Source organism: Thioclava sp. PTB-PU3-1 (assembly GCF_055666785.1).
The window spans coordinates 62,736-85,769 of sequence record NZ_JBVNVL010000003.1; the positions used below are offsets into that span (position 1 = coordinate 62,736).

The window sequence follows — 23,034 nt, forward strand, 5'->3', positions numbered from 1 at the left end:
TGCCAGTGCCCTAGAGGACGTAGCGGCTCAAATCGGTGTCGCGGGTCAGATCGCCCAGCTCCTTCTCGACGAATTCCGCATCGACGGTGACGCTTTGTCCGCCACGGTCTGGCGCGGTGAAGGACAGCTCCTCGAACACCCGTTCCATGACGGTATAGAGCCTTCTCGCGCCGATATTCTCGACCGATTGGTTGACCTCCGCCGCGATCCGGGCGAGCGCCGCGATGCCGTCCTCGGTGAAGGCGACCTCGACCTCTTCGGTCTTCATCAGCGCCTGATATTGGCGGGTCAGCGCGTTGTCGGTCTCCGACAGGATGCGGGTGAAGTCCTGCTCGGTCAGCGCCTGCAGCTCCACGCGGATCGGCAGACGGCCCTGCAATTCAGGCAGCAGGTCCGACGGCTTCGCGATGTGGAACGCGCCCGAGGCGATGAAGAGGATATGGTCGGTTTTCACCGGGCCGAGCTTGGTCGAGACCGTCGTGCCCTCGATCAGCGGCAGCAGGTCGCGCTGCACGCCTTCACGCGAGACATCGGCCCCGCGCGCATCCGAGCGCGCCGTGACCTTGTCGATCTCGTCGATGAAGACCATGCCGGAATGCTGCACGGCCTCGAGGGCTGCGGTCTTCACCGTCTCGTCGTCGAGCAGCTTGTCGGCCTCTTCCGAGATCAGCGTCTCGTAGCTCTCCGAGACCGTCATCTTGCGCCGCGTGGTGCGGTTGCCGCCAAAGGCTTTGAACAGGTCCTGAAGACCCTGCATCTGCTGTTCCATGCCCGGCTGACCGCCCATCATCCCGATCGGCATGCCGCCGGACTGATCGGCCACGTCCAGCTCGATGATCTTGTCGTCGAGCTCTCCATCACGCAGCTTCTTGCGGAACATCTCGCGGGTGCTTTCGCGCGCATCGGTGCCGGCGAGCGCGGCGATCACGCGATCCTCGGCGGCCTGATGCGCCTTCGCCTTCACCTCTTCGCGCATGTAGTCGCGGGTCTGCACCATCGCGACATCGGCCAGATCGCGGATGATCTGCTCCACGTCACGCCCGACATAGCCCACTTCGGTGAACTTCGTGGCCTCCACCTTCAGGAAAGGCGCGCGGGCCAGTTTCGCCAGACGGCGCGAGATCTCGGTCTTGCCGACGCCGGTCGGGCCGATCATCAGGATGTTCTTCGGATAGACCTCTTCGCGCAGATCGTCGGGCAGTTGCTGACGGCGCCAGCGATTGCGCAGCGCAACGGCGACGGCGCGCTTGGCGTCCTTCTGGCCGATGATGAAACGGTCGAGTTCCGAGACGATTTCGCGGGGGGTCAGATCGGTCATGGATTACTCCGTGGCATAGGGCGGCAGGCGGTGCTTGCCGGGAAAATTGGGAAGCGCGCGCATCAGGCGCGTGCGCAGCTCGGTCCAGAAGGAGCCGAGCGCGGTGAGAAAGAGGCCGATCAGGATCAGCGTGATCCACCAGCTACGCGGATCGGCAGCGTCACCGAAAGCGTAGAAGCTGAGAAAGATCATGTAGCCGATCCCGGCCGTGAAGAAGGAGCGCCGGTCGATGATCAGCGCCAGCGCGGCAAAGACGGCAAGCGTGGCGAGCAGCAGCACATAGCCCGTGCCCGGCCCCATCTTGTAGAAGGTGAGCGCGAGCGTGTTGACCAGCGCGGGGGCTGCCAGAACGTGCAACCAGAAGCCCGAGGCCGATTGCCGACCCAGACGATGCGGGTCGCGCATGTCGAACCAGATGCCGCCTGCAAGCGCCAAGAGCCCGAAGACCAGCATCGCCAGCGACAGCGCCGAGCCGTTCGACAGATCGAACAGATCGACCGTCTGCGAAATCGGCGCTTCAGGGTCGAAGCCTTTCGCGAAAGACAGAAGCAGGCCCAGCCCGCAAAGCCCCACGAGGAACATCGAGAACGGCACCCGGTAGCGCAGGAACCATGCGATCAGCGCGACGGCGGTCGCGACCAGCGCGAGATCGAAGTTCGGGGCTTCGGCGATGAAGCGCATCCCGAGGATCGGAATGCCGAGGAAGCTCGCCAGCACCGCACCGCCCAGCGTGAGCGTCAGCAGGATCGAAGGCAGCACCATGCGGCGCTTGCGGGTGAAATATTCCCCCAGCAGCGCGATCAGCGGGATCAGCATCGCGTAACCCAGCTTGCCGCCTGCGAAGAGCAGGAAGCCGAACGACCCCGTGATCAGGATGCCGAGGCCGACGGTCACGAAGATCTCGGCAAAGCCTTTGAACAGCTCGAAGGGTTCGTCCTCGGCGGGCAAAGCCGCGCGACCGGCGAGACGGTTGCTGGCCAGCGCCATCACGGACGCGGCCTGCGCCTCGTTGATGTGGCCAGCCGCGACCGCCGCGCGCAGATCGTCGCGCGTCAGCTCAGCCACCGATGCTCTCCACCGTCAGGTTGCCGTTGGTGTAGACGCAGATGTCGGAGGCAATCGCCATCGCCTTGCGCGCGACCGCCTCGGCGTCGAGATCGGTTTCCATCAGCCCACGGGCCGCGGCGAGGGCGAAATTCCCTCCCGAGCCGATCGCGGCAATGCCGTGTTCCGGCTCCAGCACGTCGCCCGCGCCGGTCAGGACATAGAGATCTTTGCCGTCGGTCACGATCAGCATCGCTTCGAGATTGCGCAGGTATTTGTCCATGCGCCAATCCTTCGCCAGCTCCACGCAGCCGCGCATCAGCTGACCGGGCGAGGCCTCGAGCTTCTTCTCGAGCCGCTCCAGCAGGGTGAACGCATCCGCGGTCGAGCCTGCGAAGCCCGCCACGATGTCGTGACCGCCGGGGCTCAGGCGGCGCACCTTGCGCGCAGAGCCCTTGATGACGGTCTGGCCAAGGCTGACCTGCCCGTCGCCTGCGACCACCACTTTACCACCCTTGCGGATGCCGATGATCGTCGTGCCGTGCCAGCCCGGGAATTTCTCTTCGGCCATGTTAGTCCTCCGTTTGCGCCAAAGATATGTAACCCGCAGGCCGGGGCTGCAACCCCGCTTGCCGGTGCGTGAGCCTGCGGCTAGCGTCACCGCATGAGCGCGCAGCACCTTTCGATCTATCTCGATGACTGGATTCTGGAGCAGGTCCGGGCCGGTGAACACAATTTCTTCAAGCGGCTGATCGGAGCGGTGGAGACGGCGGATTGGACCGTCAGCCTGCATCGGACAGGCCCCGAGGCGCGCGCAGCGGCCCCTGCCCGCGAAGGCTATGCGCTTTACCGGATGGAGCCGCCGACCCATGCGCGGGCGCTGACTTGCCGGCGGACCTATGTCGGCGCGTTCTGGCATGTGGAGGCGGAGGCGGAGCGATGGGATTGGCCGGTCGCGCAGGCGTCCTTCGATGCCGATGACGTGGACGGAGAGGCTGCTGCGCATTTCTTCTTTTCCACGCGAAACAGGCTCTATCCCGGCGTAAAACCGTCCGATGAGGAGGATCTGGCCTTCATTCCGCTGCAGGGGCGACTGCTGGATCACCGCTCTTTTCAGTCGGTGAGCCCGGTGCAGATGATCGAGAAGGTGCTGGCCCGTCATTCCGGTCCGGTCGTGGCGACGCTGCATCCGCGCGAGGACTACACAGCGCGCGAAATCGAGGCGTTGGAGGCGATTGCAGCCCGCAACCCGCGCTTTCGTTTCCAGTCCGGTGGCTCGCCCGAGCTGCTGCGCCGCTGCCGCTTCGTCGCCACGCAAAACAGCGCAATGGCGCTGGAAGGGTTCTTCCTGCGAAAACCGGCGATCCTGTTCGGCCTGTCGGATTTCCACCACATCGCGGGATCCGTGCCGCGCGACGGGATCGAGGCCGCTTTCGCCAAACTGCGCGAGACGCCACCCGTGGCCCGCTACCTCTATTGGTTCCTGCAGCTGCAATCGCTCAACGCAGGCCGCCCCGAATTCGAAGACCGCCTACGCGCCCGGCTGCGCCATTTCGGCTGGCCGATATGAAAAAAAGGCGCCCGAGGGCGCCCTTTTCCGTCAAACCTGATCCGCAGATCAGATCGATTCGTTGATCCAGCTTTGCAGCGCCGCTTTAGGGGCCGCGCCGATCTTGTTCGAGACGACCTCGCCATCCTTGAACAGGAACAGGGCGGGGATGCCGCGCACGCCCAGCGTCGCCGGGCTGTCGGGGTTCTCGTCGACGTTCACTTTCACGACCTTGATCTTGCCCGACATTTCCTGGGCAATCTCTTCGAGCGACGGGCCGATCATGCGGCAGGGGCCGCACCATTCAGCCCAGAAATCCACCACGACGGGAACGTCGGACTTGCGCACTTCTTCGTCGAAAGTGGCGTCGGTAACAGCAACGGTAGCCATGTCAGCCTCCTGAATATTGGGTCGGCAAGGAAGGTAAGTTCCGCCCCCGTCGACGTCAAGATACAGTGGGCGTGCGCAAGCTCCCGTCTAGCTGTGCATCTGCGAGCGGCATGATCGTTCCGTCCTGTGTCCACAGGATCGCGCAGGTGATGCTGCGTCCGGGATGAATTTGCCGCAATGCCGCGCGATAGGCGGCCATCTGTCGCACGATCCCTTCGGGCACCTGATCGGGCGACGCTGGGACGATGCGGTTGGATTTGTAGTCGAGCACGTGAACACCCTCGGCATCGATCCGCAGACGGTCGATGAAGCCGTGAATCCGCTGGCCGCCGAATTCCTCCAGCGCGGCGGTGATCTCTACCTCGGCCAGACAGTCCGGCCCCAGCCAAGCCGCCATGCCCGGCGCTTCGAGAACGCGGATCGCTTCGGCCAAAACAGGCTCTATTTCACCCGGAAGCAGCGCATCTTCGCCCTCGGACAGCAAGAGTTCGGCAAGGTCTTCCCACTGGTCGCGCGGCCGTTCCGGCAGATGTTCGAGAAGCCGGTGCAGGTTGCGCCCGTGACGCAGCGCCTCGTCTTCGTCGATCACCTCGCCATCGCCGAACAGAGCCTTCGCCCCGCCCAGATCGGAGGGCGAAAGCGGACGCAGCGGAGGCTCGACGGCAGCGGCGGGGGTGAGGCTCCATGCGGGCAGTTCCGTCCGCGTGACTTCCAGCGCAGCCGCTGGCGCAAGTGCGTTCACCGGCCAAGCCCCGGTTGCGTGGCGGGGATATTCGCCAAGCTCCTGTAACGGCTTCGAAAGCCCCGTGACGTCCTCGGTCCCGGCAGCTTCGAGGCCTGATTTCATCCGGCTATACCAGGTCTCGTCGCCCTCGCCGACCTCGCCCGCTGCGGCCACGATCAGCCATTTCTCCGCCCGCGTCATCGCAACGTAGAGAAGCCGCTGCGCCTCTTCCGCCCGGGCGGTCGTCTCCTTCCCTGCGGCGGAAAGCTGGGCCTCCGGCGCGTCCGGCGCTGGCTGGCGCAGCCCAGCGACGCCATTGTCCAAACGCAGGATTTTAGGCGGGTTAGGCTCTTTTTTCTTCGCCGTATCGGGCAATATCACGATCGGCGCTTCCAACCCTTTCGAGCCGTGAACCGTCATCACCCGGATCGCGCGCCCTGCCCCGTCCAGCTGCCGCTTCACCTGCACATCATCCGCATCGAGCCAGCCGAGGAACCCGGTCAGGCTCGGCACTTCATTGCGCTCGAACGCCAGCGCCTGCGAAATCAGTTCGTCGATCCCGTCCTCCGCCTCGGGGCCAAGCCGCGCCAGAAGCCGCTCGCGCCCGCCATGCCGGGTCAGCAGGCGTTCGATCAGCTCGAAGGGCCGCAGGAAATCGGAATTGTCGCGCAGATCCTTCAGCATCTCCTGCGTGTCGGGCCGCATCTCACCGCGCCGGAGCGCCTCCCAGAGGTAGCCCTTCCGAGGCTGCGCGAGTTGGTAAAGCTCCTGCTCGGACCAGTTCAGAAGCGGCGAGCGCAGCGCCTCCGCCAGCGACAGATCGTCCTCGGGCGTCGCGAGGAAGCTGAGAAGCGAGCGGATATCGCGCACGGCAAGCTCCGCCCCGAGCTTCAGGCGATCCGCCCCCGCCACCGCAAGGCCGATAGACTTGCAGGCGCGGATGATCTCGGAAAACAGCTCCGAACGACGCCGCACGAGGATCAGGAAATCGCCCTCATGCACCGGGCGCGCGCCACCGGGCGCCTCGTGATCGGGGATTTGCACGCCTTGCGCGATCATCGCGGAAATCTCGGCGGCAATCATGCGCGACAGCTGGGAAATCGCAGATTCCGCGCTCGTCAGATCGACCGGGCTCTCCCAATCGTCCTCGTCATCCGTCTTCACCGACTCGATCGCGGGCCACAGATCGACGCGGCCCGGCAGCGCCTCGTGGAAGGCAATATGCGAGGGCGCCCCGCCGAGGCCCTGTTCGGCCCCGCGCGCAAAAGCGAGGTCCACGGAACGCAGCACGGCGGCGGACGATCGGAAGGAATGCTCCAGTTCCAGCGGAGAGAGCGCGCGACCGATATCCGCGAATTTTCGGGCGAAATGGGCGCGCATTTCCTCGAATTGCTGGAGGTCAGCCCCTTGGAAGGAATAGATCGACTGCTTGCGGTCGCCGACCACGAACAGCGTACGCTCGCCCTTATGCGCGCCTTCGCCGGAGGTGAATTCCTCGGCGATCCGCTCGATCACTCGCCATTGCCGGGGGCTGGTATCCTGCGCCTCGTCGACGAGGATGTGGTCGATCCCGCCATCGAGGCGGAACAGCACCCATTGCGCCACCGACGGCTCATCCAGCAGCGCCGCCGCGCGGTCGATCAAATCGTCGAAATCGAGCCAGCCGCGCGCGGCCTTATAGGCGTCGAGCCGCGGCAGGAAGACCTGCGCGAACCGGTGCAACGCATGGGCGCGCTTGGCCGCGACGAAGGCGAGACGGCGGGGGCGGTTCTCGGAGACGCGCTCGGACAGATCGGACAGCGCCGCCATCGTGCCGTCGCCCAGCGATTTGGCGAGCGCCTTGGTGGCGACCTTGTCGAGCTTGGGTTGATAGGGCGGGCCGTCCTTCGGTTTCTTGACGCAAAGCACGTCTTCCAGAGCCTGCACAGCGTCCAGATCGTGGGTACGCGCCGCCGCCAACCCTGCGCCGACGCGCTGATCGTTCTTGGTGCTTGCGAGGAACGCAGGCGCGACCTCGCGGATCATCTTCAGATCGCCGTCGTCGAAGACCTCGGACAGCAGCGCCTCTTCGGTCATGTCCCGCGGCAGATCGTAGGCTTCCAGCAGGTCTGCGAAGCCCAGATCGCCTGCAAAACCGACCCTATTCCGGCTTATATCGGCTGCGAGGGCCGTCAGATCCTCACCGGAATAGACGCCGAGCAACGCATCGAGCCGGTCGCAATCCGAGCCGGTCGCGATCTCCTCGAGGATATCCTCGCGCATCAATTCCCCAGCGCGGTCGTCCATCTCGGAAAAGCCCGGCGAGACTTTCGCCTCGAGCGGGAAGCGGCGCAGCAACCCCGCACAGAAGGCGTGGATCGTCTGGATCTTCAGCCCGCCCGGCGTCTCGATCGCCTTGGCGAACAGCCGCCGCGCTTTCGCCAGATCCTCGGCAGAGAGCGCCTCATCGGCACCCAGCGCCCTTAGCTTCTCGCGCAGCTTTGCCTCGTCCATCATCGCCCAGCCGCCCAGCAGCCCGAGCAGACGGTTCTGCATCTCCGCCGCGGCGGCCTTGGTGTAGGTCAGGCACAGGATGCGTTGAGGCTCTGTTCCCGCCAAAAGCATGCGCGCGACGCGGTCGGTCAGCACCTTGGTCTTGCCCGACCCCGCATTCGCGGCGAGCCAGACCGAGCTGTCCGGTTGCGAGGCCTGATGCTGTCTTAGGCTGGCCGGATGGGTCATGACACGTCCTCCCCCTCGGCCTCATCGGTGACATCCCATTCCCCGAAGCGCGAGACCTGATCGTAATCCGTCCGGGCGCGCGCTTTTTGCGGGGCGCGCCGCGCGGTGAAGCCCTGCGTCGGCTCGAAATAGCGCGCGATCAGTTTGCGGAATTTCTCCCAACTCTCCTCGGGCGTCTCGCTGCGATCACCGGATTTACCCTTGATCTGCGTGGTGGCGCCGTCGCCGCCGAGCCGCACATAGGACATGCCCGCGACCTCGCGCGGCCCGATCGCCTCGAAGGCCCCGCGCCCGACCATCGCGGCCTCCAGAAGCATCTGCTTGTTGAAGGCCATCACCTCCCGCTCGGAAGGCGGCGTGCCAGTTTTGTAATCGTAGATCCACGCGCGCCCGTCTTCGAGAATGTCGATCCGGTCGGGTTTCGCGGTCAGCGCAAAAAGCGGGTTTTGCAGTGAAACAGAGCCTTTTTTCTCCACCACCATGGGCGCGCCCTGCGCGCGACGCTCGGCCTCGGCCCGGCAGAATGTCTCGGCGATCCCCCGGACCCTTGCGAGCCAGATGCGCTGCGCACTGGGCCATGGAATTTCTCGGAGCATCACCTCCTCGGCGATCTCCATCAGACGCGCCTGCGCCGCTTCGATGGTGGCGGTCTCGTCATAGGTCTTCACGAAGGTTTCGACGATCTGGTGCAACACCTGACCGCGCAGCAAGGCGTCGGGTTCGGGGCGCAGCGGATCAAGAGCGCGCAGCTTCAGGATGCGCTTCGCATAGATGTCATAGGGGTCGCGGATCAGGGTCTCGATCGCGGTGACCGGCAATTCGCGCGGGCGCACATCGACCGGCGGGCGGGGCGACGGGCGTTTGGCGGGCTCAAGCGTGATCCGCGGCGTCTCGAGCGCATCCGCCAGATCGAGCCAGCGCTTGCCGCGCCCGCGCATCTCGGCCAGCGCCTCGGTGCCGCCTTGATCGGGCAGGCCGTCCACTAGATTCAAGAGACGATTGAGCCAGCGCGACGGGATCGTCTGCGCCTCCGCGTCGCGCGCGCAGCGCGACAGGATCACCTGCGGCCCGGCAACCGCCTGCTGGAAATCATGCGCCGAGAGGCCGACCTGCCGTTCGGGCAGTAATAGACCCGATTCCAGCCGCATTTGACGGCTGAACCACGGATCGGGCGCGGGCGCTTCGGGCCAGCTTCCCTCGTTCAACCCGCCACAAATCACCAGCTCGGCGCCCTGCGCGCGCGCTTCCAGCGTCCCCCAGATCGCGATCAATGGATGCGCCGCGAGTGTCTGCCGCACGAGCCCGCTCTGAAGGTGTCGATTGACCAGATCGGCGTAATCGAGCGCGCCAAGAAGCCCGCCGAAGCCGGACTGGCTGCGCAGGTCTTCCATCAGGCGACGCGCTTCACGGCCCGCCGCCTCGCGCCACAGCTCGCTGGTCTCGGTCGCGGCACTCGGTCCGGCGGCGACCCGTTCGGCGAGCCGGAAGTGCTGTTCCACGTGATCTGTCAGCGCGGCCGCGGGAGGCGCCGCGAAATCTTCGAGAATATCGCAGAGCCACTGCGCCCAAGATTCCCGTGAATCAGGGTCTTTTTCTGCCCATTTCGTGAGACTCTCGCGATCCGGGAACGCGGGCCCATAGCGGCGCAGGCGCAGCTCCAGCTCGCGCGTGTTGCGCAGGTGCGGCCCGCGTTCCTCCTCACCTGTCGCGGTCAGCGGATGTTTCAGCAGCGCGATCAGATCGGCGATCCCGACCGGACGCGCCCGCGTCGCCGCGATCTGCCGCAGGAACCGGCCCGGCGCAGTTTGCTGCAGCGGCTGCCCCGCACTGTCGTCCGGCACGATCCCCCACCGGTCGAGCGCCGCCGACACGCGGCGCGCCAGAAGGCGATCGGGCGTGATCAGAGCCGAACTGACGCCCCGCTCGACCGCGTCGCGCAGCGCGAGCGCGATCGACAGCGCCTCATGGCGCGGATCGCGCGCTTCGATCAGCGACAGCCCCTGACAGGCAGGAACGAGCGGCCCCAGCCCAGCGCCTTCGCGCCGCCATTGATCGGTGACCGGCGCCGGCCGCAGCGCGAGCGACACGAGACGGTTGCGGCCCGGGTCCGGCGCGGAGATCTCGTCCCAATCGACGACGTCCTCCGCCGAGAGCCCGAGCTTATCGAGCAAGCTGCGATAGCGGAACTGCGGGTGGTCTTCGAGCGGAAATGGGCCGGAATAGAGACTATCCCACGCCGCCTGCGTCATGTCGCGGTCGAAGCCGGGAAGAACGATCGAACCGTTTTCCAACCGCGCGACAGCCTGCATGAAGAGCGAGGTCGCCCCATGCGAACCGGTCGAGCCTGCGACGATCACCGGATCCGCGGGCGGGGTCTCGCGCCAACGCTCGATCACAGTCTCCACGACCATCCGCTGACGGCTCTCGCGGTCCAGCTCGGCGTCGTTGTCGAAATAACGCGCGATAATGCGGATGAAGCGCAGGCTCTCCTGCCAGTGGCGGGCGTGGGTCTCGGTCAGTTCGAGCTGGTCGAGATCGTCGATATGGACGCCCTCGCTCTGCATCTCGGCAAGAAGGGAATACAGGCTCTCGGCCAGCGCAAATTGGCTCGCGCCCGCCTCGAATTCGGGCATGGCGCGGGTGAGTTGCTCGACGAACTGGGCCAATTCGAGCTTGCGGCGCAGCGGGGGCACCGGCAGCGGCAGACCCGCGAGCGGATCGGCCCCGAGATCGCTCACCAGCAGGAGCCGCGGCAGATAGAGCGCGCCGCTTTCGAGAAAGACCTCCCGCACGCGGCGGCGCATCCGCCCGGAGTTCAGATAGAGCGTGACCCGGGCCAGCGCCTCGGGCGGCTGATCGGCAAAGCGCGCGCGCAGGCCAGCAACCAGGGCGCGGGGAAAATCGACGCCCGGCGGGAGGGCGTAGACGGAGGCGGCGTCCTCACTCATCGAGCATCGCCTCGGCCAGCGTAATGGATTCGGGTCGTCCGACATCGCACCACCCCCCGTCATGCACGAGACCGAAGACACGCCCCGCCGCAATCATCTCGTCCCACAGGATATTCAGCGAGAAGTTCCGTTCTGAAATAGACCCTATTCCAGCGGGATTTAGCATTTGCGCACCGGTATAGACATAGCCCGGCCCGCGCGTCAGGCGGCCGGTCTCGTCCATCGTGAAATCGCCCGCGCCCGCATGTCCGCGTGCATTTTCGGGCCGCACCAGCATCAGAAGCGCCGACATCTCATTGGGCCGCCACGCCTCGCGCAGCCGGGCCACGGGGTTCTCGCCGCGCCAGACGGCATCGGTGTTGAGCGTCATCACGGGCCCCTCACCCAGCAGCGGCAGCGCCTTACGCAGCCCGCCGCCGGTTTCCAGAATTTCGTCGCGCTCGTCCGAGATCGCGACGTCCTGCCCGGCCAGATGCGCGACCACCTGATCGGCGAGGTAATGCACATTGGCCACCAGCCGCCGCGCCCCGCCCGCCCGGGCAAGATCGAGCGCGTGGTCAATCAAGGGACGCCCCGCGACCTCGATCATCGGTTTAGGCCGGGTTTGCGTCAGCGCGCCCATGCGCGTGCCGAAACCGGCGGCGAAGAGCATCAAGGCGTCGGGCTGGTCGGGCATTTTCGTCTCAAATCAGCAATCAAATTCGGGTCGGGGGCAGAATAGGCGGCGTGGAACAGCTCCGCCAGATCGGCGAGCGCGGGATCGGCGAGGTTACGCGAGATATAGGCGTAAACGCGGGGCATACACTCAAGATATTGAGGCTTTCCGTCTCGAATGGTCAGCCGTGCGAAGATACCGAGGATCCGCAGCGCGCGTTGCAGGCCGAGCAGCCGGTAGGCGAGCTGGAACGCGCCCGGATCGGTCGTGGTCAGCGCGCAGTAATGGGCGATCTCGGCTGTCTCGACCCGCGGGCTCACATCTCGGCGCGCGTCCTGCAGCGCGGAGACCAGATCATATGCGGGATGGGCGCGCAGCGCGTCCTGGTAGTCGAGAAGCCCGAGACGGCGCAGGCCCGGGCGATCCAGCAGAATGATGTTCTCCGCGTGGAAATCGCGCAGGCAGAGGACCGGCTTCCACGCCGGAAAAGTGTCGAATTTTTTGGCGATCGCCTTCTGGAGCGCATCCGCGGCAGCCCGGTCCGTGCAGGGGTAGAACTCGGGCACCAAATCCAGCAGGTCGCCGAGCGCGGGACCATCCAGCAGCGGCAGATCCTCGGGCGGCGCATGGCGGGGAAGATCGGCGAGGAACGCGGTGATCAGAGCATAGAGCGCAGGCTCGTCCTCGGGCGTCGCGTCGAGGTGGCGAGCCGCGAGGGCATCGCCGAAATCTTCGAGCAGCAGCAGGCCCGCCGCATCGTCGCGCGCGAACACCTTCGGCGTGGAAAAACCGGCCTCGGCGAGCCAATCGCCGATGCGGGTGAAACGCGCGATCTCGGACCCGTCGGGCGCTTTCATCAACACGGCGCGATCTGCGCCGCGGGTCAGGCGTTCGTAGCTGCGGGCGGAGGCATCTCCGGCGAGCGGGCGGCGGCTGGCGTCGTGCCACCCGGCGGCGGTGAGGAAGCTTTGGATCTCGGCTTCGTTAACCATCCCACGCCTCCAGAACCTGCCGCGAAAGAGGCGTATTCGTCTCGAAACAGACCCTTCGCGCCGCGCCGTCTTCGGTTTGCTCAAACCGCAACCGAAGCGCCCCTTTCGGCGCGGCCGAGCCGAGCCGGTCGGGCCATTCGATCAGGCAGATCGCGCTGTCGAAGGCCGCATCCAGCCCGAGCTCGAGAACCTCGTCGGGATCGGTGAGCCGATAGAGATCGGCATGCCAGATTTCGCAATCGGCCTCGTAGGTCTGAACCAGCGTAAAGGTCGGCGAGGGCACATGCTCTGCCACGCCGAGCCGCGTCTGGATCAGGGCGCGCGCGAAATGGGTTTTCCCTGCGCCGATCTGACCGTCGAGCAGCAGCACATCGCCCGGCCCGGCGAATTCGGCAAAGAGCGCGCCAAGCCGCTCCGTCGCCTCGGGATCGGGGAGATCGAGGCAGGGCATTTCGCTGGAAACGGGGGCGTGCGTCGGCGCGGGCATGGCTCGGTTCTAGCGCGCCGATCGCCCCTTTGCCAAGCGGCTAGCCTTGCTGCGCGACCGCGGTGCCCGTCTGACGTGGCGGCGGCTTGCCGGCGGTGTCCCGAGCGGAGAAACGCAGGAGGAACGCCCCGCCCGAAAGCGTCTCGAGTTGGCAGGTCAAATGCCGCCCGTCGAGCAGGGTGATCTCTTCGGTCAGGTTCTCGCGCGCCCCGATTTCCCGGGCGAGATTCTGCAGCCACGACCAGAAGGCGCTGGGTTCGGCGCGCGCCTGCCATTGCTTCACCGCGTCGAGCAGGGTCACCCGGCCCAGCGTCGCCTCCGGCTCGACCCCCCAGAGCGCGCCATAGGCGGCATTCGCCATCGCCAATTCGCCCGAGGGACGGAACACCGCGATCGCGTCGCCCACCCGGTCGAACACCTCCTGAGACATCTCGATTTCACCACGAAACTGCCGGGTTAGAGACGTTTCCGACGAAATATCCTCGAACAGGAACGCCACTGCGCCATCGGGATGCGGGCGCCCGGTGACGCGATAGGTCTGCCCGCCGGGCAGGTTCCAGGTTTCGGCGTGAAACCCGGAGGCAGCCGCCTGCTCCAGCTCTGTCATTTCCTGCCGCCAGCTTCGGTAATCCTTCGGTTCGGGCATCATCTTGGTTTCGCGCAGCCTGTCGAGAAAGGCGTAGAGCGTCGGCCGCGTCGCGAGGAATTCCGGCCCGAGCTGAAGAAGGTCGCTCAGCGCCGGATTGAACAGCCGCAGCTGCCGGTCCCGGTCGAAAATCGCGAGCCCGATCGGCAGGTCGGCGAAGGTCTTGGTCAGGGTCTGGACGAAATCGCGCAACGCCTTCTCGGCCCGCACAGCGGCGTCGGCGGGGAGGGCGAAATGCAGCGTGCCGCGTTCGAGAACGACGGAGTGACAGTCGAACCATGTCGCGGCGTCCGAGGCGTTTTGTGAGGTTCGGCCGATTTCCAGACGATGCGGCCCGCCCCCGTCGAATGCGTCGGGCGGCAGCGTGAACAGGCTCGGCAGCGGCCATCCAAACCCTTCTTCCCCCGCATCGAAAGCCCCTGCGCGCACGAGATAGGCTCTGTTTGCCCAACTCATCTCACCGCCCTTCTCGGTCCGCCAGATCAGAACCGGCGACCGGTCGAGCGTCGTGCGCATCATCTCCAATTCGTCTTCCATCGCGCGGAAAGAGAGACTGTCGACGCGCTGGCCCTGCCCCTCCCCTTCGGGATCGACGAGGGTGATCCGCGCCAGACCGTTGAAATTCTCGACGGTGAGGCGGAGCCGGGGCTTGTCGGTGGCACTCGCGACTTCGGTCAACTCAAGCCGCCCGAGATCGGCGAGCTGGCCGATGCGGGACTGGAAATCGGGAAAGCGCGGCGCGGCGAAAGCGGTGAACCGTGTCCAATCGCTCGCCCCGATGGGCATCGATTCCAGCAAGCGCCGCGCCGGGGGCGTTGCATCCACAAGCGCCTCGTCGTCGAACAGGAAGGCCACCTCCTCGATGTCCTCTCGCGCAGCCGGGGTCAGCCTGCGCCCCGGCACGCGGCCCACGGCGAGCCATGTCAGCAGCAACGCGACCAAGGCCGCGCCCACCGAGGTAAGCGCGATCATTGTCGCCTCGAGCCATGCAGTCGTCATGTCTTTCGGCCTTTCAAACCTGTCCCCAGGCCGAGGGTGCGGAAGATTCGTTAACTCAGCGTTAACTTCGCTCGGGGAGCGGCAAGAGAGGTGAAGGCGATCAGACCGCGATCGGCTGGTTCAAACCAAGCCCCGCATCGTCCCGCGCCAGAAGGCGCGATGCAGGCCAGACGACCTCCACAACCGCACCGGAGCGCGCGGGCACCGCGGCACCGGGCGCGAAGGGCGCGTCCCCGTTCGAGAAGGTGAGCCGCCCGCCTGTCCGCTCGATCAGGGTCTTCGCGATGAAAACGCCAAGCCCCATCCCCTCATAGCCCTTGCGCTCCGCCGCATTCGCACGCGGTTGCAGGAAGGGATCGCCGATCCGGTTGAGCACGCTCGTCGGATAGCCTTTGCCGTCGTCGCTGATCCGCACAGTGATCTCTTCATCGTCCCATTCCGCTTCGACCCAAACCGTGGAGTGCGCGAAATCGACGGCGTTCTGGATGAAATTGCGCAGGGCGTGGATCAGTTCGGGATAGCGGTAGATCGTCGGCTGCCGCTCCAGCCCCTCGACGATGGGATGGGCATCGAAGTGAATTTCGATCCCACGCTCCATATGCGGGTCCGCCGCTTCGCGCAGAACGGCGACGATGGGCGCGGTCCGCATATGCAGGTCGTCTTTCCCGACCCGGCCCATCGAATGGAGAATGTCGCGGCACCGATTGGCCTGCTCGCGGATCAAGAGCGCATCGTCGCGCAGGTCGGGGCTGTCTTCGAGCTCGTCGGCCAGCTCCGAACTCACCAGCTTGATCGTCGCAAGCGGCGTGCCCAGCTCATGCGCCGCCGCCGCGACGACGCCGCCCAGATCGGTCAGCTTCTGCTCGCGCGTCAGGGCGAGCTGGGTCGCGCGCAACGCATCGCCCATGGAGCGCACTTCGCTCGCGACCTTATGTGCATAGGCACCAAGGAAGGCCACGCCGATGATGATCGACAGCCAGTAGCCGAATTCGAACACGTCAGGCACGGCGATCACCTCGCCGGTCTTGCTGACGAGCGGCAGATAGACCACGGCGACTATGGAAATCATCACCATCGTCGAAAGCCCCAGCAGGATCGTCGCAGACCGCTCCAGCGCGGTGGCAGCTATCGTGACCGGCACGAGAATGAGCAGCGCGAAGGGGTTGTTCATCCCGCCCGTGATCGACAGCAGCAGCGCGAGCTGCGCCATGTCGAACATCAGCGTCGCCGCCGCCTCGGGCTGGGTCAGACGCTTGGTGTCGGGAAAGAGAAAGATCGCCACGAGATTGGCTGCAATGGCCGCCGCGACCGTGGCGAGGCATAGCGCCAGATCCAGCGCGATATCATAGACGAAATAGGCGACGAAGATCGCGCCGAGCTGACCGACAATCGCAGTCCAGCGCAGGAAGATCAGCGTCCGGAGGCGCACCCAGTCGTGGTGAATCTCGGCCGGGCCGGGTTGGGCCTCGAGGCGTTGAGCCATGTCGTCTCCCGCGTCCAAAGCGCACATCGCCGGAATTGGCGGCATGAAAGCATTGATAATCGGCGCCCGCCGCGCGATCAATGCAGCCGTGAGAGGAGTGACAATATGAACCGTATTGCGAAAATTTCCGCTGCCGCCGCGACCGCGATCGTGGTCATCGGCCTGGGCGTCACCTGGTTCGCCGCGACCCGCAGCAATGACGACGATATTTTCGCGCAATGCCGGCAAAGCGTCGTCGCAGGCGGCGCGGGCGAAATCGGCGGTCCATTCACCCTGACCGATGAGAACGGCAAGGAAGTGACGAATACGGATGTCATCACCGAGCCGAGCATTCTCTATTTCGGCTATACCTATTGCCCGGATGTCTGCCCGCTCGACAGCGCGCGTAATGCCGAAGCCGTAAGCCTCCTCGAAAAGCGCGGCTATTCGGTGACGCCGGTCTTCATTTCGGTCGATTCCGCGCGCGACACGCCCGAGCTGCTGAAGGAATTCACCGATCTCATGCATCCGAAAATGATCGGGCTGACCGGCACGCCGGAGCAGATCAAGAAGGTCTCGCAGGAATACCGCACCTATTTCAAAGTGCAGGATCCGGGCGACCCCTACACCCTGATCGATCACTCGACCCAAAGCTATCTGGTTTTCCCGGACACTGGTTTCGCGGAATACTACAACCGCGACACCACGCCCGAGCAGATGGCCGACAGCGTCTCCTGTTTCGTCGACGCGTGGAAAAAGGCCAATCCCGACGGCGCAGCCGGAAATTGACCGAGCAGGCGCAACAGCTTAAAACAAATCCAAGCGTCAAACTCGGCGAGAGGGAGTTACGATAATGGCTGAAGACATCAGCGCCGATATCGGGTCGGACAAATCGCTTCTGATCGTCGATGATGATCTACCGTTTCTCACGCGGCTGGCCCGCGCGATGGAGAAACGCGGCTTCGAGACCCAGACCGCCGAAACCGTCGCCGCAGGGCGCGCCATCGTGCAGTCGAACCCGCCCGCCTATGCGGTGATTGATCTGCGGCTCGAGGATGGCAACGGGCTCGACGTGGTCGAGGCGCTGCGCGAAAAGCGCGCCGATGCGCGGATCGTGGTGCTGACCGGCTATGGGGCCATCGCGACCGCCGTGGCCGCCGTGAAAATGGGCGCGACCGATTATATCGCGAAACCCGCCGATGCCACCGACGTCACAAATGCGCTATTGGCGAAAGGCGAGGTTGCCCCGCCGCCGCCGGAAAACCCGATGAGCGCGGATCGCGTGCGTTGGGAACATATTCAACGGGTGTACGAACTTTGCGACCGGAATGTTTCGGAAACGGCGCGCCGCCTGAATATGCATCGCCGCACGCTTCAGCGGATTTTGGCTAAGAGAAGCCCAAGGTGACGCTTTGGTTAGGTTGTTAATTAATTAACCCTTCTATTTAATGCTCCGGATATCCAATTCGGAGCTTTAAAATGAATCTAGATGATATGTCCCTCGACGAGCTAAAAGCTCTTCGTAAGCAAGTCGACAAGGCGATCTCCGGCTACGAGGATCGCAAGAAGAAAGAAGCGATCGATCAGCTTGAGCGCGCGGCCCGCGATATGGGTTATTCGCTGGCGGAACTGACCGGATCGGGTTCGGCCAAGCCGCGCCGCACCGTGCCGCCGAAATATGCCAATCCGGACGATGCCAGCGAAACCTGGACCGGTCGTGGCCGTAAGCCGCGTTGGGTGCAAGCCGCTCTCGACAATGGTAAATCGCTCGACGATCTGAAGATCTGAGAAACAAATAAGTATTTTTGAATACGAGTGCCTGCTGGAATTGCAGACACTCGTATTACAGCTCTGACAAAAGCGCTTCGTGGCGTGCGGTATAATCCGTGCGCACCTCCGACGGCGGTCGCAGATGGATTTTAAAGGTTTCGGCATATTCGGGCGCGAGCTTTCCGAAAACCTTGTCGGCCTCAACCTTGGAAAACCCGGCAATCTGTTCGGCTTCCAACCGCGCCGAGACGATATCCGCCTTTTTGATCGCACGCTTGATTCGCACCGGGAGCGCTGCGGGTAGACCAAAGCGTATATGCACCGCCGCGATTAGCCGATCATCGAGCGTGCCGTAGCCTTCGCCAATCGCCGCCTTCACCGGGCTGATCATATCGCCCAGCACATATTCCGGCGCGTCATGCAAAAGCGCCGCCAATTTCCATTTCGCGGCGATCTTCGGATTCTGATGGCAGAAAATCTGCTCCACCAGCAACGAATGCTCGGCCACGGAATAGGGCCAGTCGCCGAAAGTCTGCCCGTTCCAGCGCGCCACGAAAGCCAGACCATGCGCGATATCCTCGATCTCGATATCGACGGGCGTCGGGTCCAGCAGGTCGAGCCTGCGCCCCGAAAGCATCCTTTGCCAAGCGCGTTTCATGTGATCACCGTATAGTCGTCGGGAAAGCGCGCGAGATAGCGCGCCATTTTGTTTCTGTTGATGAGGTGCCGGACGAGCATTTTCGTCATCAGCTTACTGCCCGGCCCGGGGCCGTCGGGAATATCGAAGCGCCGTTCCGGGAAATGCGCGGCGCAGAAATGGCGCAAAGCCCGCCCGAACCGGGGCGGCAGCGTTTCCGGTCGCGCTTTCCACGGTTTCGACGGGCCGATGAAATGCACGATATGCGCGCTGACCATCGCCTCATGCAGCCGCGAAGCCGGGGTATATTGCCAGTTCCACATCGGGCCGAGCTCCGCCCAGTTGCGATACAGAACGCAATTGAGAAGCGTCTGATCATTCCGACGCAGGCGGGCGCCGTTCTTTTCTCCAAAGCTCAGCGCCGCGTCGAGAATGCCTTGAGCGTTCCAGTTCGCCACATCGATCAGCAGCACGCCGGAATTGAAATAGGCGGCATTCTCTAGATCGAAATCCTTGAAATCCTCCGGCATCCGCGAGGGCGTCCGCCATTGCGGATTATCCCGCACTGCCGCGACCGGCTTCTCCCCGAGGTCGACCGTCAGCAGCCGCGAGAGATCGCCGCTTTCCACATGAATATCGGCATCCAGATAGAGAATGCGGTCATAATCATCTGCGAAAATCTGCGGCAGCATCAGCCGCATATACATGGCCGAACTGCGCCCGCGATCGGTCGAGAACCCCGAAAATATTAGGTCGGGATCGAAACTGCACAGCCGCAGGTTCAAACCGTCGAGCGACGCCGGAAGCGTCACGGGCTCGGCGCTGACGATGCAGATATCGAAATCCCGATCCGGGTGAAGCTGCGCGATCTGTCCCGCCGCATGCGCGGCATAAGGCAGGTAAGCGTCATCGCAGCAAAACGCGATCGCAGAGCGGTGCTGCGCAGGTTTCGAACAGGCCAGATTGATCTCCATTCGCCCCTCTCATGCAGCGCGTATCTGTGACTAGCCAAAGCCATTGCAGCTGTAAACGCCACAGATTGAGGAACATTTTCGCGCGGAGTGTGTTCTTGGGTTGACACGGAGAGAAAAAGGGGACGCCAAAATGCAGACCTCGAAAACTACGTTCTTTGCTGCCGGGATCGCGATTATCTCGATCCCCGCTACCATTGCCATCGCCGCCGTACGCAGCGACGAGGCTGTGACGCCCGCCCCGCAAGTTGAATCGGCGCGGCAGGTCATGCTGGATGGCTACGAGGGCGACGGTCGCCCGATGGAAGATATTCCGTCCGAGATTCCCTATGGCGATCTGTCGGCATTCGACAAGGTCACCGCGATCGGCGAGGCGCAAAGCCCCGATCAGCCCTATTGCGACAACCGCGCGAAGCTCGTGGACTCGCTCAATCACGACTTCGCGGAGAAGCCCGCGATGACGAAACAGCTTGGCGATCACCGTAAGGTCGAGCTTTACGCCTCGAGCATCATGGGCACTTGGACTGCGGTCTATACCCGTGCCGACAACGTCTCCTGCATCGTGTCCTCGGGCACCGATTGGAAGCGTGGCAACAACCCGGTGGCGCTCCTGCATCGTGAGGGGATTCTTCCCGCAACCTGATCGTGATCGGCCTTCATTGCCGCTTTACGGTCCCAGTGCTACATAGCTTCCAAATTCAGATTGGGAGCCGCACATGGCCGATTACGTCATCAAGGATATCGCTCTGGCCGACTACGGCCGGAAGGAGCTCGACATCGCCGAAACCGAAATGCCGGGCCTGATGGCCTGCCGCGCGGAATTCGGCGAGAGCAAACCGCTTAAAGGCGCACGCATCGCGGGGTCGCTGCACATGACCGTGCAGACCGCGGTGCTGATCGAAACGCTCAAGGCGCTCGGCGCCGATGTGCGTTGGGCCTCGTGCAACATCTTCTCGACGCAGGATCACGCGGCGGCTGCGATCGCGGCGGGCGGCACGCCCGTTTTCGCGATCAAGGGCGAGACGCTTGCGGAATACTGGTCCTATACCGACCAGATCTTCCAGTTCGAGGAAGGCACCTGCAACATGATCCTCGACGATGGCGGGGATGCGACGCTCTACATCCTGCTCGGCGCGCGGGTCGAGAATGGCGAGACCGACCTGATCGAAGTGCCCACCTCGGAAGAGGAGGAGGCGCTGTTCGCCCAGATCAAGAAGCGCATGAAGGAAAGCCCCGGCTGGTTCACCAAGCAGCGCGACGCGATCAAGGGCGTCTCGGAAGAGACCACCACCGGCGTGCATCGCCTTTACGATCTGCACAAGAAGGGCCTGCTGCCCTTCCCGGCGATCAACGTGAACGACTCCGTCACCAAGTCGAAATTCGACAACAAATACGGCTGTAAAGAGAGCCTCGTGGACGGCATCCGCCGTGCCACCGACACGATGATGGCCGGCAAGGTGGCCGTCGTCTGCGGTTATGGCGATGTGGGCAAAGGCTCCGCCGCGTCGCTACGTGGCGCAGGCGCCCGCGTGAAGGTCACCGAGGTCGATCCGATCTGCGCACTGCAAGCCGCGATGGACGGGTTCGAGGTCGTGGTTCTGGAAGACGTCGTCGACAGCGCCGACATCTTCATCACCACCACCGGCAACAAGGACGTCATCCGAATCGAGCATATGCGCGAGATGAAGGATATGGCGATCGTCGGGAACATCGGCCATTTCGACAATGAAATTCAGGTCGCGAACCTGAAGAACCACAAATGGACCAACATCAAGGACCAGGTGGACATGATCGAGATGCCCTCGGGCTCGCGCATCATCCTGCTGTCGGAAGGCCGCCTGCTGAACCTCGGCAACGCCACCGGCCACCCGAGCTTCGTGATGTCGGCGAGCTTCACCAACCAGGTGCTGGCGCAGATCGAGCTATGGACCAAGGGCGAGGACTATGCGCCGGGCGTCTACATCCTGCCCAAGCATCTCGACGAAAAGGTCGCCCGCCTGCATCTGGAGCGGATCGGCGTGAAGCTGACCCAGCTCAAGCCCGATCAGGCCGACTATATCGGCGTCACGGTCGAAGGGCCCTTCAAGCCCGAGCATTACCGCTACTGACCCGATCGCATCGCGATTTCAAAGGCCGCGCCGCAGGGTGCGGCCTTTTTACGTGCAACGCAGACCATGATCGGTTTTCCTCGGGACACGAGGAGAGCGATGACACCCGAAGACCTTGCCGCGCGGTTCAAACCGCAATTGGAGGCGGAACTGGCCGAGCTGCGCAGCGCGTCGCAGGATACCGCGCAGACCCGCAAACCCGTCGAGCTGGATCAGCAAAGCGTCGGGCGGTTGTCGCGTATGGATGCGCTGTAGAACCAGGCGATGGCCAATGCGGTCGATGGCCGCCGTCAGCACCGGATCACCGCGATCGAGGCCGCACTCCAGCGCATCGCGGAAGACGAATTCGGCTATTGCGACAGCTGCGGCGAGCCGATCCCCGAGAAGCGCCTCGAACTCGACCCGACCTTCACGCAATGCGTCTCCTGTCGCGGCGGAGGCTGAGGCGCGCGCGTCCCAGGATTTACGCTTTGTAATTTCACTATCTCGGCTTACCCTGCGCCTGCCTTCATTTCTGGGCAGAGCAACCTGATAGGTGGGACACATGGGTAAAAGAGACGAGCTGATTGAAAAATACGCCGAGGATCTGAAATCCAAATGCGGCATGACCCCGGACATGGATCTTCTGACCAAGGTAACGATCGGCTGCGGGCCCTCGATCTACAATGCGGATTCTTCGACCGTCGCGGCGACGGACAAGGCAGAGCTTGAGACCGTGAAGGACAACTTCCTCGTCAAAAAGCTTGGCCTCTCGGACAGCCCCGCGCTGATGGATGCGATCGACAGCGTGATCGAGACCTATGGCCGGTCCGAGCGCAACAAGTATCGCGCCGTGATTTATTACATGCTCACCAAGCATTTCGGCAAAGAAAGCGTCTACGCCTGATCGCGAGCACCTCGCGCAGCTTATGACGACCCACGGCCCGGCCTGTCCGGGCCGTTCGCTTTAGCGGATCAGCGCCTTGATCCCGGCGACATGCACCGCCTGCGCGCCCAGCGCATCGGCGGTCAGCGTCTCGATCGTCTCGTCCAGCGCCTCGCGCGGCACGATCCGGTCGATCAGCCCCCAGCTCAGCGCCTCTTCGGCCTCGATCTTCTGCCCCGCCATCAGGATCATCTTCGCCCGCGCGGGTCCCACCAGCGCGACCATGCGCGCAGGGTCCGAGGGCTGCGGCAGGAAGCCGAGCTTCATCACCGGGTAGAAGAATTTCGCGCCCGGAACGGCGATCCGCAGATCGCAGGCCAACGCCATTCCCATAGCGCCCCCGGCCAGCGTGCCATTGAGCGCCGCGATCGTCAGGCAGGGCAGCGATGCGATTGCGCCCGAAAGCCGCTCCCAGACCGGATCGGTCGCCAGTGTACCGGATTTCGCCTCGTCCAGATCGGCGCCGGCGGAGAAGACCTTGCCATTCCCGCTCAGAACGAAAGCCCGCGCCTCTTCACGCCCTGCACGTTCGGCCAGATCGGCGATCTCTCCCAGCATCGCGCCGGTCAGCGAATTGGCTTTTTCAGGCCGGTCTATGGTCACACGCCACAGCCCGTTCTCGATCTCGTGGCGGATCATTCCCAGCCTCCTCACAACTCCCGTGAAACCCGTCTAGCAGCCCCGGGAA

23 protein-coding genes are annotated in these 23,034 nt (G+C 64.1%); 9 read left to right on the forward strand and 14 right to left on the reverse strand.

From position 1 onward, the window contains the following. Nucleotides 1-10: 10 nt before the first annotated feature. Genes hslU through hslV form a run of 3 tightly spaced genes read right to left on the reverse strand, consistent with a single transcriptional unit; the run spans nt 11 to nt 2,933 of the window. Nucleotides 11-1,318 carry an ATP-dependent protease ATPase subunit HslU gene (gene hslU / locus ACZ7GB_RS09995; protein WP_472158530.1) on the reverse strand — a complete coding sequence of 436 codons (1,308 nt, stop codon included), beginning with the start codon at nt 1,316-1,318 and terminating at the stop codon, nt 11-13. A gap of 3 nt (nt 1,319-1,321) precedes the next feature. After that, nucleotides 1,322-2,383: a hypothetical protein gene (locus ACZ7GB_RS10000; protein ID WP_078541443.1), complete on the reverse strand. Its 1,062-nt coding sequence runs from the start codon at nt 2,381-2,383 to the stop codon at nt 1,322-1,324. Beyond that, nucleotides 2,376-2,933, reverse strand: coding sequence for an ATP-dependent protease subunit HslV (hslV, locus tag ACZ7GB_RS10005; protein ID WP_078522728.1), 558 nt, complete (start codon nt 2,931-2,933; stop codon nt 2,376-2,378). The genes ACZ7GB_RS10000 and hslV overlap by 8 nt, the downstream gene beginning before the upstream one ends. Before the next feature lie 93 nt (nt 2,934-3,026). On the opposite strand from hslV, the gene ACZ7GB_RS10010 reads away from it, so the two are divergent. Continuing rightward, nucleotides 3,027-3,932: a hypothetical protein gene (locus ACZ7GB_RS10010; protein ID WP_472158532.1), complete on the forward strand. Its 906-nt coding sequence runs from the start codon at nt 3,027-3,029 to the stop codon at nt 3,930-3,932. A gap of 48 nt (nt 3,933-3,980) precedes the next feature. Here ACZ7GB_RS10010 and trxA read toward each other — a convergent pair whose 3' ends face one another. The 8 genes from trxA to regB all read right to left on the reverse strand — a co-directional run bounded on the left by trxA (nt 3,981) and on the right by regB (nt 15,956). Next, the gene (gene trxA, locus ACZ7GB_RS10015) at nt 3,981-4,301 is read right to left on the reverse strand and encodes a thioredoxin (RefSeq protein ID WP_078522726.1); all 321 of its coding nucleotides are present in this window, start codon (nt 4,299-4,301) and stop codon (nt 3,981-3,983) included. Between the two features lie 55 nt (nt 4,302-4,356). Continuing rightward, nucleotides 4,357-7,746 carry a double-strand break repair helicase AddA gene (gene addA / locus ACZ7GB_RS10020; RefSeq protein ID WP_472158533.1) on the reverse strand — a complete coding sequence of 1,130 codons (3,390 nt, stop codon included), beginning with the start codon at nt 7,744-7,746 and terminating at the stop codon, nt 4,357-4,359. Then, nucleotides 7,743-10,694: a double-strand break repair protein AddB gene (gene addB, locus ACZ7GB_RS10025; protein WP_472158534.1), complete on the reverse strand. Its 2,952-nt coding sequence runs from the start codon at nt 10,692-10,694 to the stop codon at nt 7,743-7,745. Before addB ends, addA begins: the two co-directional genes overlap by 4 nt. Further along, nucleotides 10,687-11,370, reverse strand: coding sequence for a nucleotidyltransferase family protein (locus ACZ7GB_RS10030; protein ID WP_472158536.1), 684 nt, complete (start codon nt 11,368-11,370; stop codon nt 10,687-10,689). The genes addB and ACZ7GB_RS10030 overlap by 8 nt, the downstream gene beginning before the upstream one ends. Next, complete coding sequence (locus tag ACZ7GB_RS10035; RefSeq protein ID WP_472158537.1) at nt 11,346-12,341, reverse strand: aminoglycoside phosphotransferase family protein; 996 nt, start codon at nt 12,339-12,341, stop codon at nt 11,346-11,348. Before ACZ7GB_RS10035 ends, ACZ7GB_RS10030 begins: the two co-directional genes overlap by 25 nt. Beyond that, nucleotides 12,334-12,828, reverse strand: coding sequence for a tRNA (adenosine(37)-N6)-threonylcarbamoyltransferase complex ATPase subunit type 1 TsaE (gene tsaE / locus ACZ7GB_RS10040; protein WP_472158539.1), 495 nt, complete (start codon nt 12,826-12,828; stop codon nt 12,334-12,336). Before tsaE ends, ACZ7GB_RS10035 begins: the two co-directional genes overlap by 8 nt. 40 nt (nt 12,829-12,868) lie before the next feature. After that, nucleotides 12,869-14,446: a PAS-domain containing protein gene (locus ACZ7GB_RS10045; RefSeq protein WP_472158540.1), complete on the reverse strand. Its 1,578-nt coding sequence runs from the start codon at nt 14,444-14,446 to the stop codon at nt 12,869-12,871. 127 nt (nt 14,447-14,573) lie between these two features. After that, complete coding sequence (gene regB / locus ACZ7GB_RS10050) at nt 14,574-15,956, reverse strand: sensor histidine kinase RegB (RefSeq protein WP_078605829.1); 1,383 nt, start codon at nt 15,954-15,956, stop codon at nt 14,574-14,576. Nucleotides 15,957-16,061: 105 nt separating this feature from the next. Between regB and ACZ7GB_RS10055 the strand changes: the two genes are divergently transcribed. The 3 genes from ACZ7GB_RS10055 to ACZ7GB_RS10065 all read left to right on the forward strand — a co-directional run bounded on the left by ACZ7GB_RS10055 (nt 16,062) and on the right by ACZ7GB_RS10065 (nt 17,723). Further along, nucleotides 16,062-16,724: an SCO family protein gene (locus tag ACZ7GB_RS10055; RefSeq protein ID WP_078522718.1), complete on the forward strand. Its 663-nt coding sequence runs from the start codon at nt 16,062-16,064 to the stop codon at nt 16,722-16,724. 64 nt (nt 16,725-16,788) lie between these two features. After that, nucleotides 16,789-17,343, forward strand: coding sequence for an ActR/PrrA/RegA family redox response regulator transcription factor (locus tag ACZ7GB_RS10060; RefSeq protein WP_078522717.1), 555 nt, complete (start codon nt 16,789-16,791; stop codon nt 17,341-17,343). A gap of 71 nt (nt 17,344-17,414) precedes the next feature. Next, nucleotides 17,415-17,723: an H-NS histone family protein gene (locus ACZ7GB_RS10065; RefSeq protein WP_078541453.1), complete on the forward strand. Its 309-nt coding sequence runs from the start codon at nt 17,415-17,417 to the stop codon at nt 17,721-17,723. A gap of 55 nt (nt 17,724-17,778) precedes the next feature. Here the strand turns inward: ACZ7GB_RS10065 and ACZ7GB_RS10070 are convergent, their stop codons facing one another. Next, the gene (locus tag ACZ7GB_RS10070) at nt 17,779-18,363 is read right to left on the reverse strand and encodes an HD domain-containing protein (RefSeq protein ID WP_078541454.1); all 585 of its coding nucleotides are present in this window, start codon (nt 18,361-18,363) and stop codon (nt 17,779-17,781) included. Next, entirely contained in the window at nt 18,360-19,316 is a 957-nt protein-coding gene (locus ACZ7GB_RS10075; protein ID WP_472158542.1) for a glycosyltransferase family 8 protein, read from the reverse strand. The genes ACZ7GB_RS10070 and ACZ7GB_RS10075 overlap by 4 nt, the downstream gene beginning before the upstream one ends. Nucleotides 19,317-19,446: 130 nt before the next feature. Here ACZ7GB_RS10075 and ACZ7GB_RS10080 point away from each other — a divergent pair, with 130 nt between their 5' ends. The 5 genes from ACZ7GB_RS10080 to ACZ7GB_RS10100 all read left to right on the forward strand — a co-directional run bounded on the left by ACZ7GB_RS10080 (nt 19,447) and on the right by ACZ7GB_RS10100 (nt 22,307). Continuing rightward, the gene (locus ACZ7GB_RS10080; protein ID WP_472158543.1) at nt 19,447-19,956 is read left to right on the forward strand and encodes a hypothetical protein; all 510 of its coding nucleotides are present in this window, start codon (nt 19,447-19,449) and stop codon (nt 19,954-19,956) included. Between the two features lie 73 nt (nt 19,957-20,029). Beyond that, nucleotides 20,030-21,421 (forward strand): adenosylhomocysteinase, encoded by a 1,392-nt coding sequence (gene ahcY / locus ACZ7GB_RS10085; RefSeq protein ID WP_472158545.1) that lies wholly within the window; start codon nt 20,030-20,032, stop codon nt 21,419-21,421. A 99-nt stretch (nt 21,422-21,520) separates the two neighbouring features. Next, nucleotides 21,521-21,676 (forward strand): hypothetical protein, encoded by a 156-nt coding sequence (locus ACZ7GB_RS10090; protein ID WP_472158546.1) that lies wholly within the window; start codon nt 21,521-21,523, stop codon nt 21,674-21,676. A 9-nt stretch (nt 21,677-21,685) separates the two neighbouring features. Beyond that, nucleotides 21,686-21,865 carry a TraR/DksA family transcriptional regulator gene (locus ACZ7GB_RS10095; protein ID WP_472158547.1) on the forward strand — a complete coding sequence of 60 codons (180 nt, stop codon included), beginning with the start codon at nt 21,686-21,688 and terminating at the stop codon, nt 21,863-21,865. A gap of 100 nt (nt 21,866-21,965) precedes the next feature. Next, nucleotides 21,966-22,307 carry a DUF2853 family protein gene (locus ACZ7GB_RS10100; protein WP_078522711.1) on the forward strand — a complete coding sequence of 114 codons (342 nt, stop codon included), beginning with the start codon at nt 21,966-21,968 and terminating at the stop codon, nt 22,305-22,307. A gap of 60 nt (nt 22,308-22,367) precedes the next feature. Here the strand turns inward: ACZ7GB_RS10100 and ACZ7GB_RS10105 are convergent, their stop codons facing one another. After that, nucleotides 22,368-22,985: an enoyl-CoA hydratase/isomerase family protein gene (locus ACZ7GB_RS10105; RefSeq protein WP_472158549.1), complete on the reverse strand. Its 618-nt coding sequence runs from the start codon at nt 22,983-22,985 to the stop codon at nt 22,368-22,370. Nucleotides 22,986-23,034: the final 49 nt, after the last annotated feature.

What these genes read in the sequence shown, in the direction of transcription:
- hslU (WP_472158530.1), bottom strand. Translation starts at nt 1,318, where the DNA reads ATGACCGATCTGACCCCCCGCGAAATCGTCTCGGAACTCGACCGTTTC.
- hslV (WP_078522728.1), bottom strand. Translation starts at nt 2,933, where the DNA reads ATGGCCGAAGAGAAATTCCCGGGCTGGCACGGCACGACGATCATCGGC.
- ACZ7GB_RS10010 (WP_472158532.1), top strand. Translation starts at nt 3,027, where the DNA reads ATGAGCGCGCAGCACCTTTCGATCTATCTCGATGACTGGATTCTGGAG.
- trxA (WP_078522726.1), bottom strand. Translation starts at nt 4,301, where the DNA reads ATGGCTACCGTTGCTGTTACCGACGCCACTTTCGACGAAGAAGTGCGC.
- addA (WP_472158533.1), bottom strand. Translation starts at nt 7,746, where the DNA reads ATGACCCATCCGGCCAGCCTAAGACAGCATCAGGCCTCGCAACCGGAC.
- addB (WP_472158534.1), bottom strand. Translation starts at nt 10,694, where the DNA reads ATGAGTGAGGACGCCGCCTCCGTCTACGCCCTCCCGCCGGGCGTCGAT.
- ACZ7GB_RS10030 (WP_472158536.1), bottom strand. Translation starts at nt 11,370, where the DNA reads ATGCCCGACCAGCCCGACGCCTTGATGCTCTTCGCCGCCGGTTTCGGC.
- ACZ7GB_RS10035 (WP_472158537.1), bottom strand. Translation starts at nt 12,341, where the DNA reads ATGGTTAACGAAGCCGAGATCCAAAGCTTCCTCACCGCCGCCGGGTGG.
- tsaE (WP_472158539.1), bottom strand. Translation starts at nt 12,828, where the DNA reads ATGCCCGCGCCGACGCACGCCCCCGTTTCCAGCGAAATGCCCTGCCTC.
- ACZ7GB_RS10045 (WP_472158540.1), bottom strand. Translation starts at nt 14,446, where the DNA reads ATGATCGCGCTTACCTCGGTGGGCGCGGCCTTGGTCGCGTTGCTGCTG.
- regB (WP_078605829.1), bottom strand. Translation starts at nt 15,956, where the DNA reads ATGGCTCAACGCCTCGAGGCCCAACCCGGCCCGGCCGAGATTCACCAC.
- ACZ7GB_RS10055 (WP_078522718.1), top strand. Translation starts at nt 16,062, where the DNA reads ATGAACCGTATTGCGAAAATTTCCGCTGCCGCCGCGACCGCGATCGTG.
- ACZ7GB_RS10060 (WP_078522717.1), top strand. Translation starts at nt 16,789, where the DNA reads ATGGCTGAAGACATCAGCGCCGATATCGGGTCGGACAAATCGCTTCTG.
- ACZ7GB_RS10065 (WP_078541453.1), top strand. Translation starts at nt 17,415, where the DNA reads ATGAATCTAGATGATATGTCCCTCGACGAGCTAAAAGCTCTTCGTAAG.
- ACZ7GB_RS10070 (WP_078541454.1), bottom strand. Translation starts at nt 18,363, where the DNA reads ATGAAACGCGCTTGGCAAAGGATGCTTTCGGGGCGCAGGCTCGACCTG.
- ACZ7GB_RS10075 (WP_472158542.1), bottom strand. Translation starts at nt 19,316, where the DNA reads ATGGAGATCAATCTGGCCTGTTCGAAACCTGCGCAGCACCGCTCTGCG.
- ACZ7GB_RS10080 (WP_472158543.1), top strand. Translation starts at nt 19,447, where the DNA reads ATGCAGACCTCGAAAACTACGTTCTTTGCTGCCGGGATCGCGATTATC.
- ahcY (WP_472158545.1), top strand. Translation starts at nt 20,030, where the DNA reads ATGGCCGATTACGTCATCAAGGATATCGCTCTGGCCGACTACGGCCGG.
- ACZ7GB_RS10090 (WP_472158546.1), top strand. Translation starts at nt 21,521, where the DNA reads ATGACACCCGAAGACCTTGCCGCGCGGTTCAAACCGCAATTGGAGGCG.
- ACZ7GB_RS10095 (WP_472158547.1), top strand. Translation starts at nt 21,686, where the DNA reads ATGGCCAATGCGGTCGATGGCCGCCGTCAGCACCGGATCACCGCGATC.
- ACZ7GB_RS10100 (WP_078522711.1), top strand. Translation starts at nt 21,966, where the DNA reads ATGGGTAAAAGAGACGAGCTGATTGAAAAATACGCCGAGGATCTGAAA.
- ACZ7GB_RS10105 (WP_472158549.1), bottom strand. Translation starts at nt 22,985, where the DNA reads ATGATCCGCCACGAGATCGAGAACGGGCTGTGGCGTGTGACCATAGAC.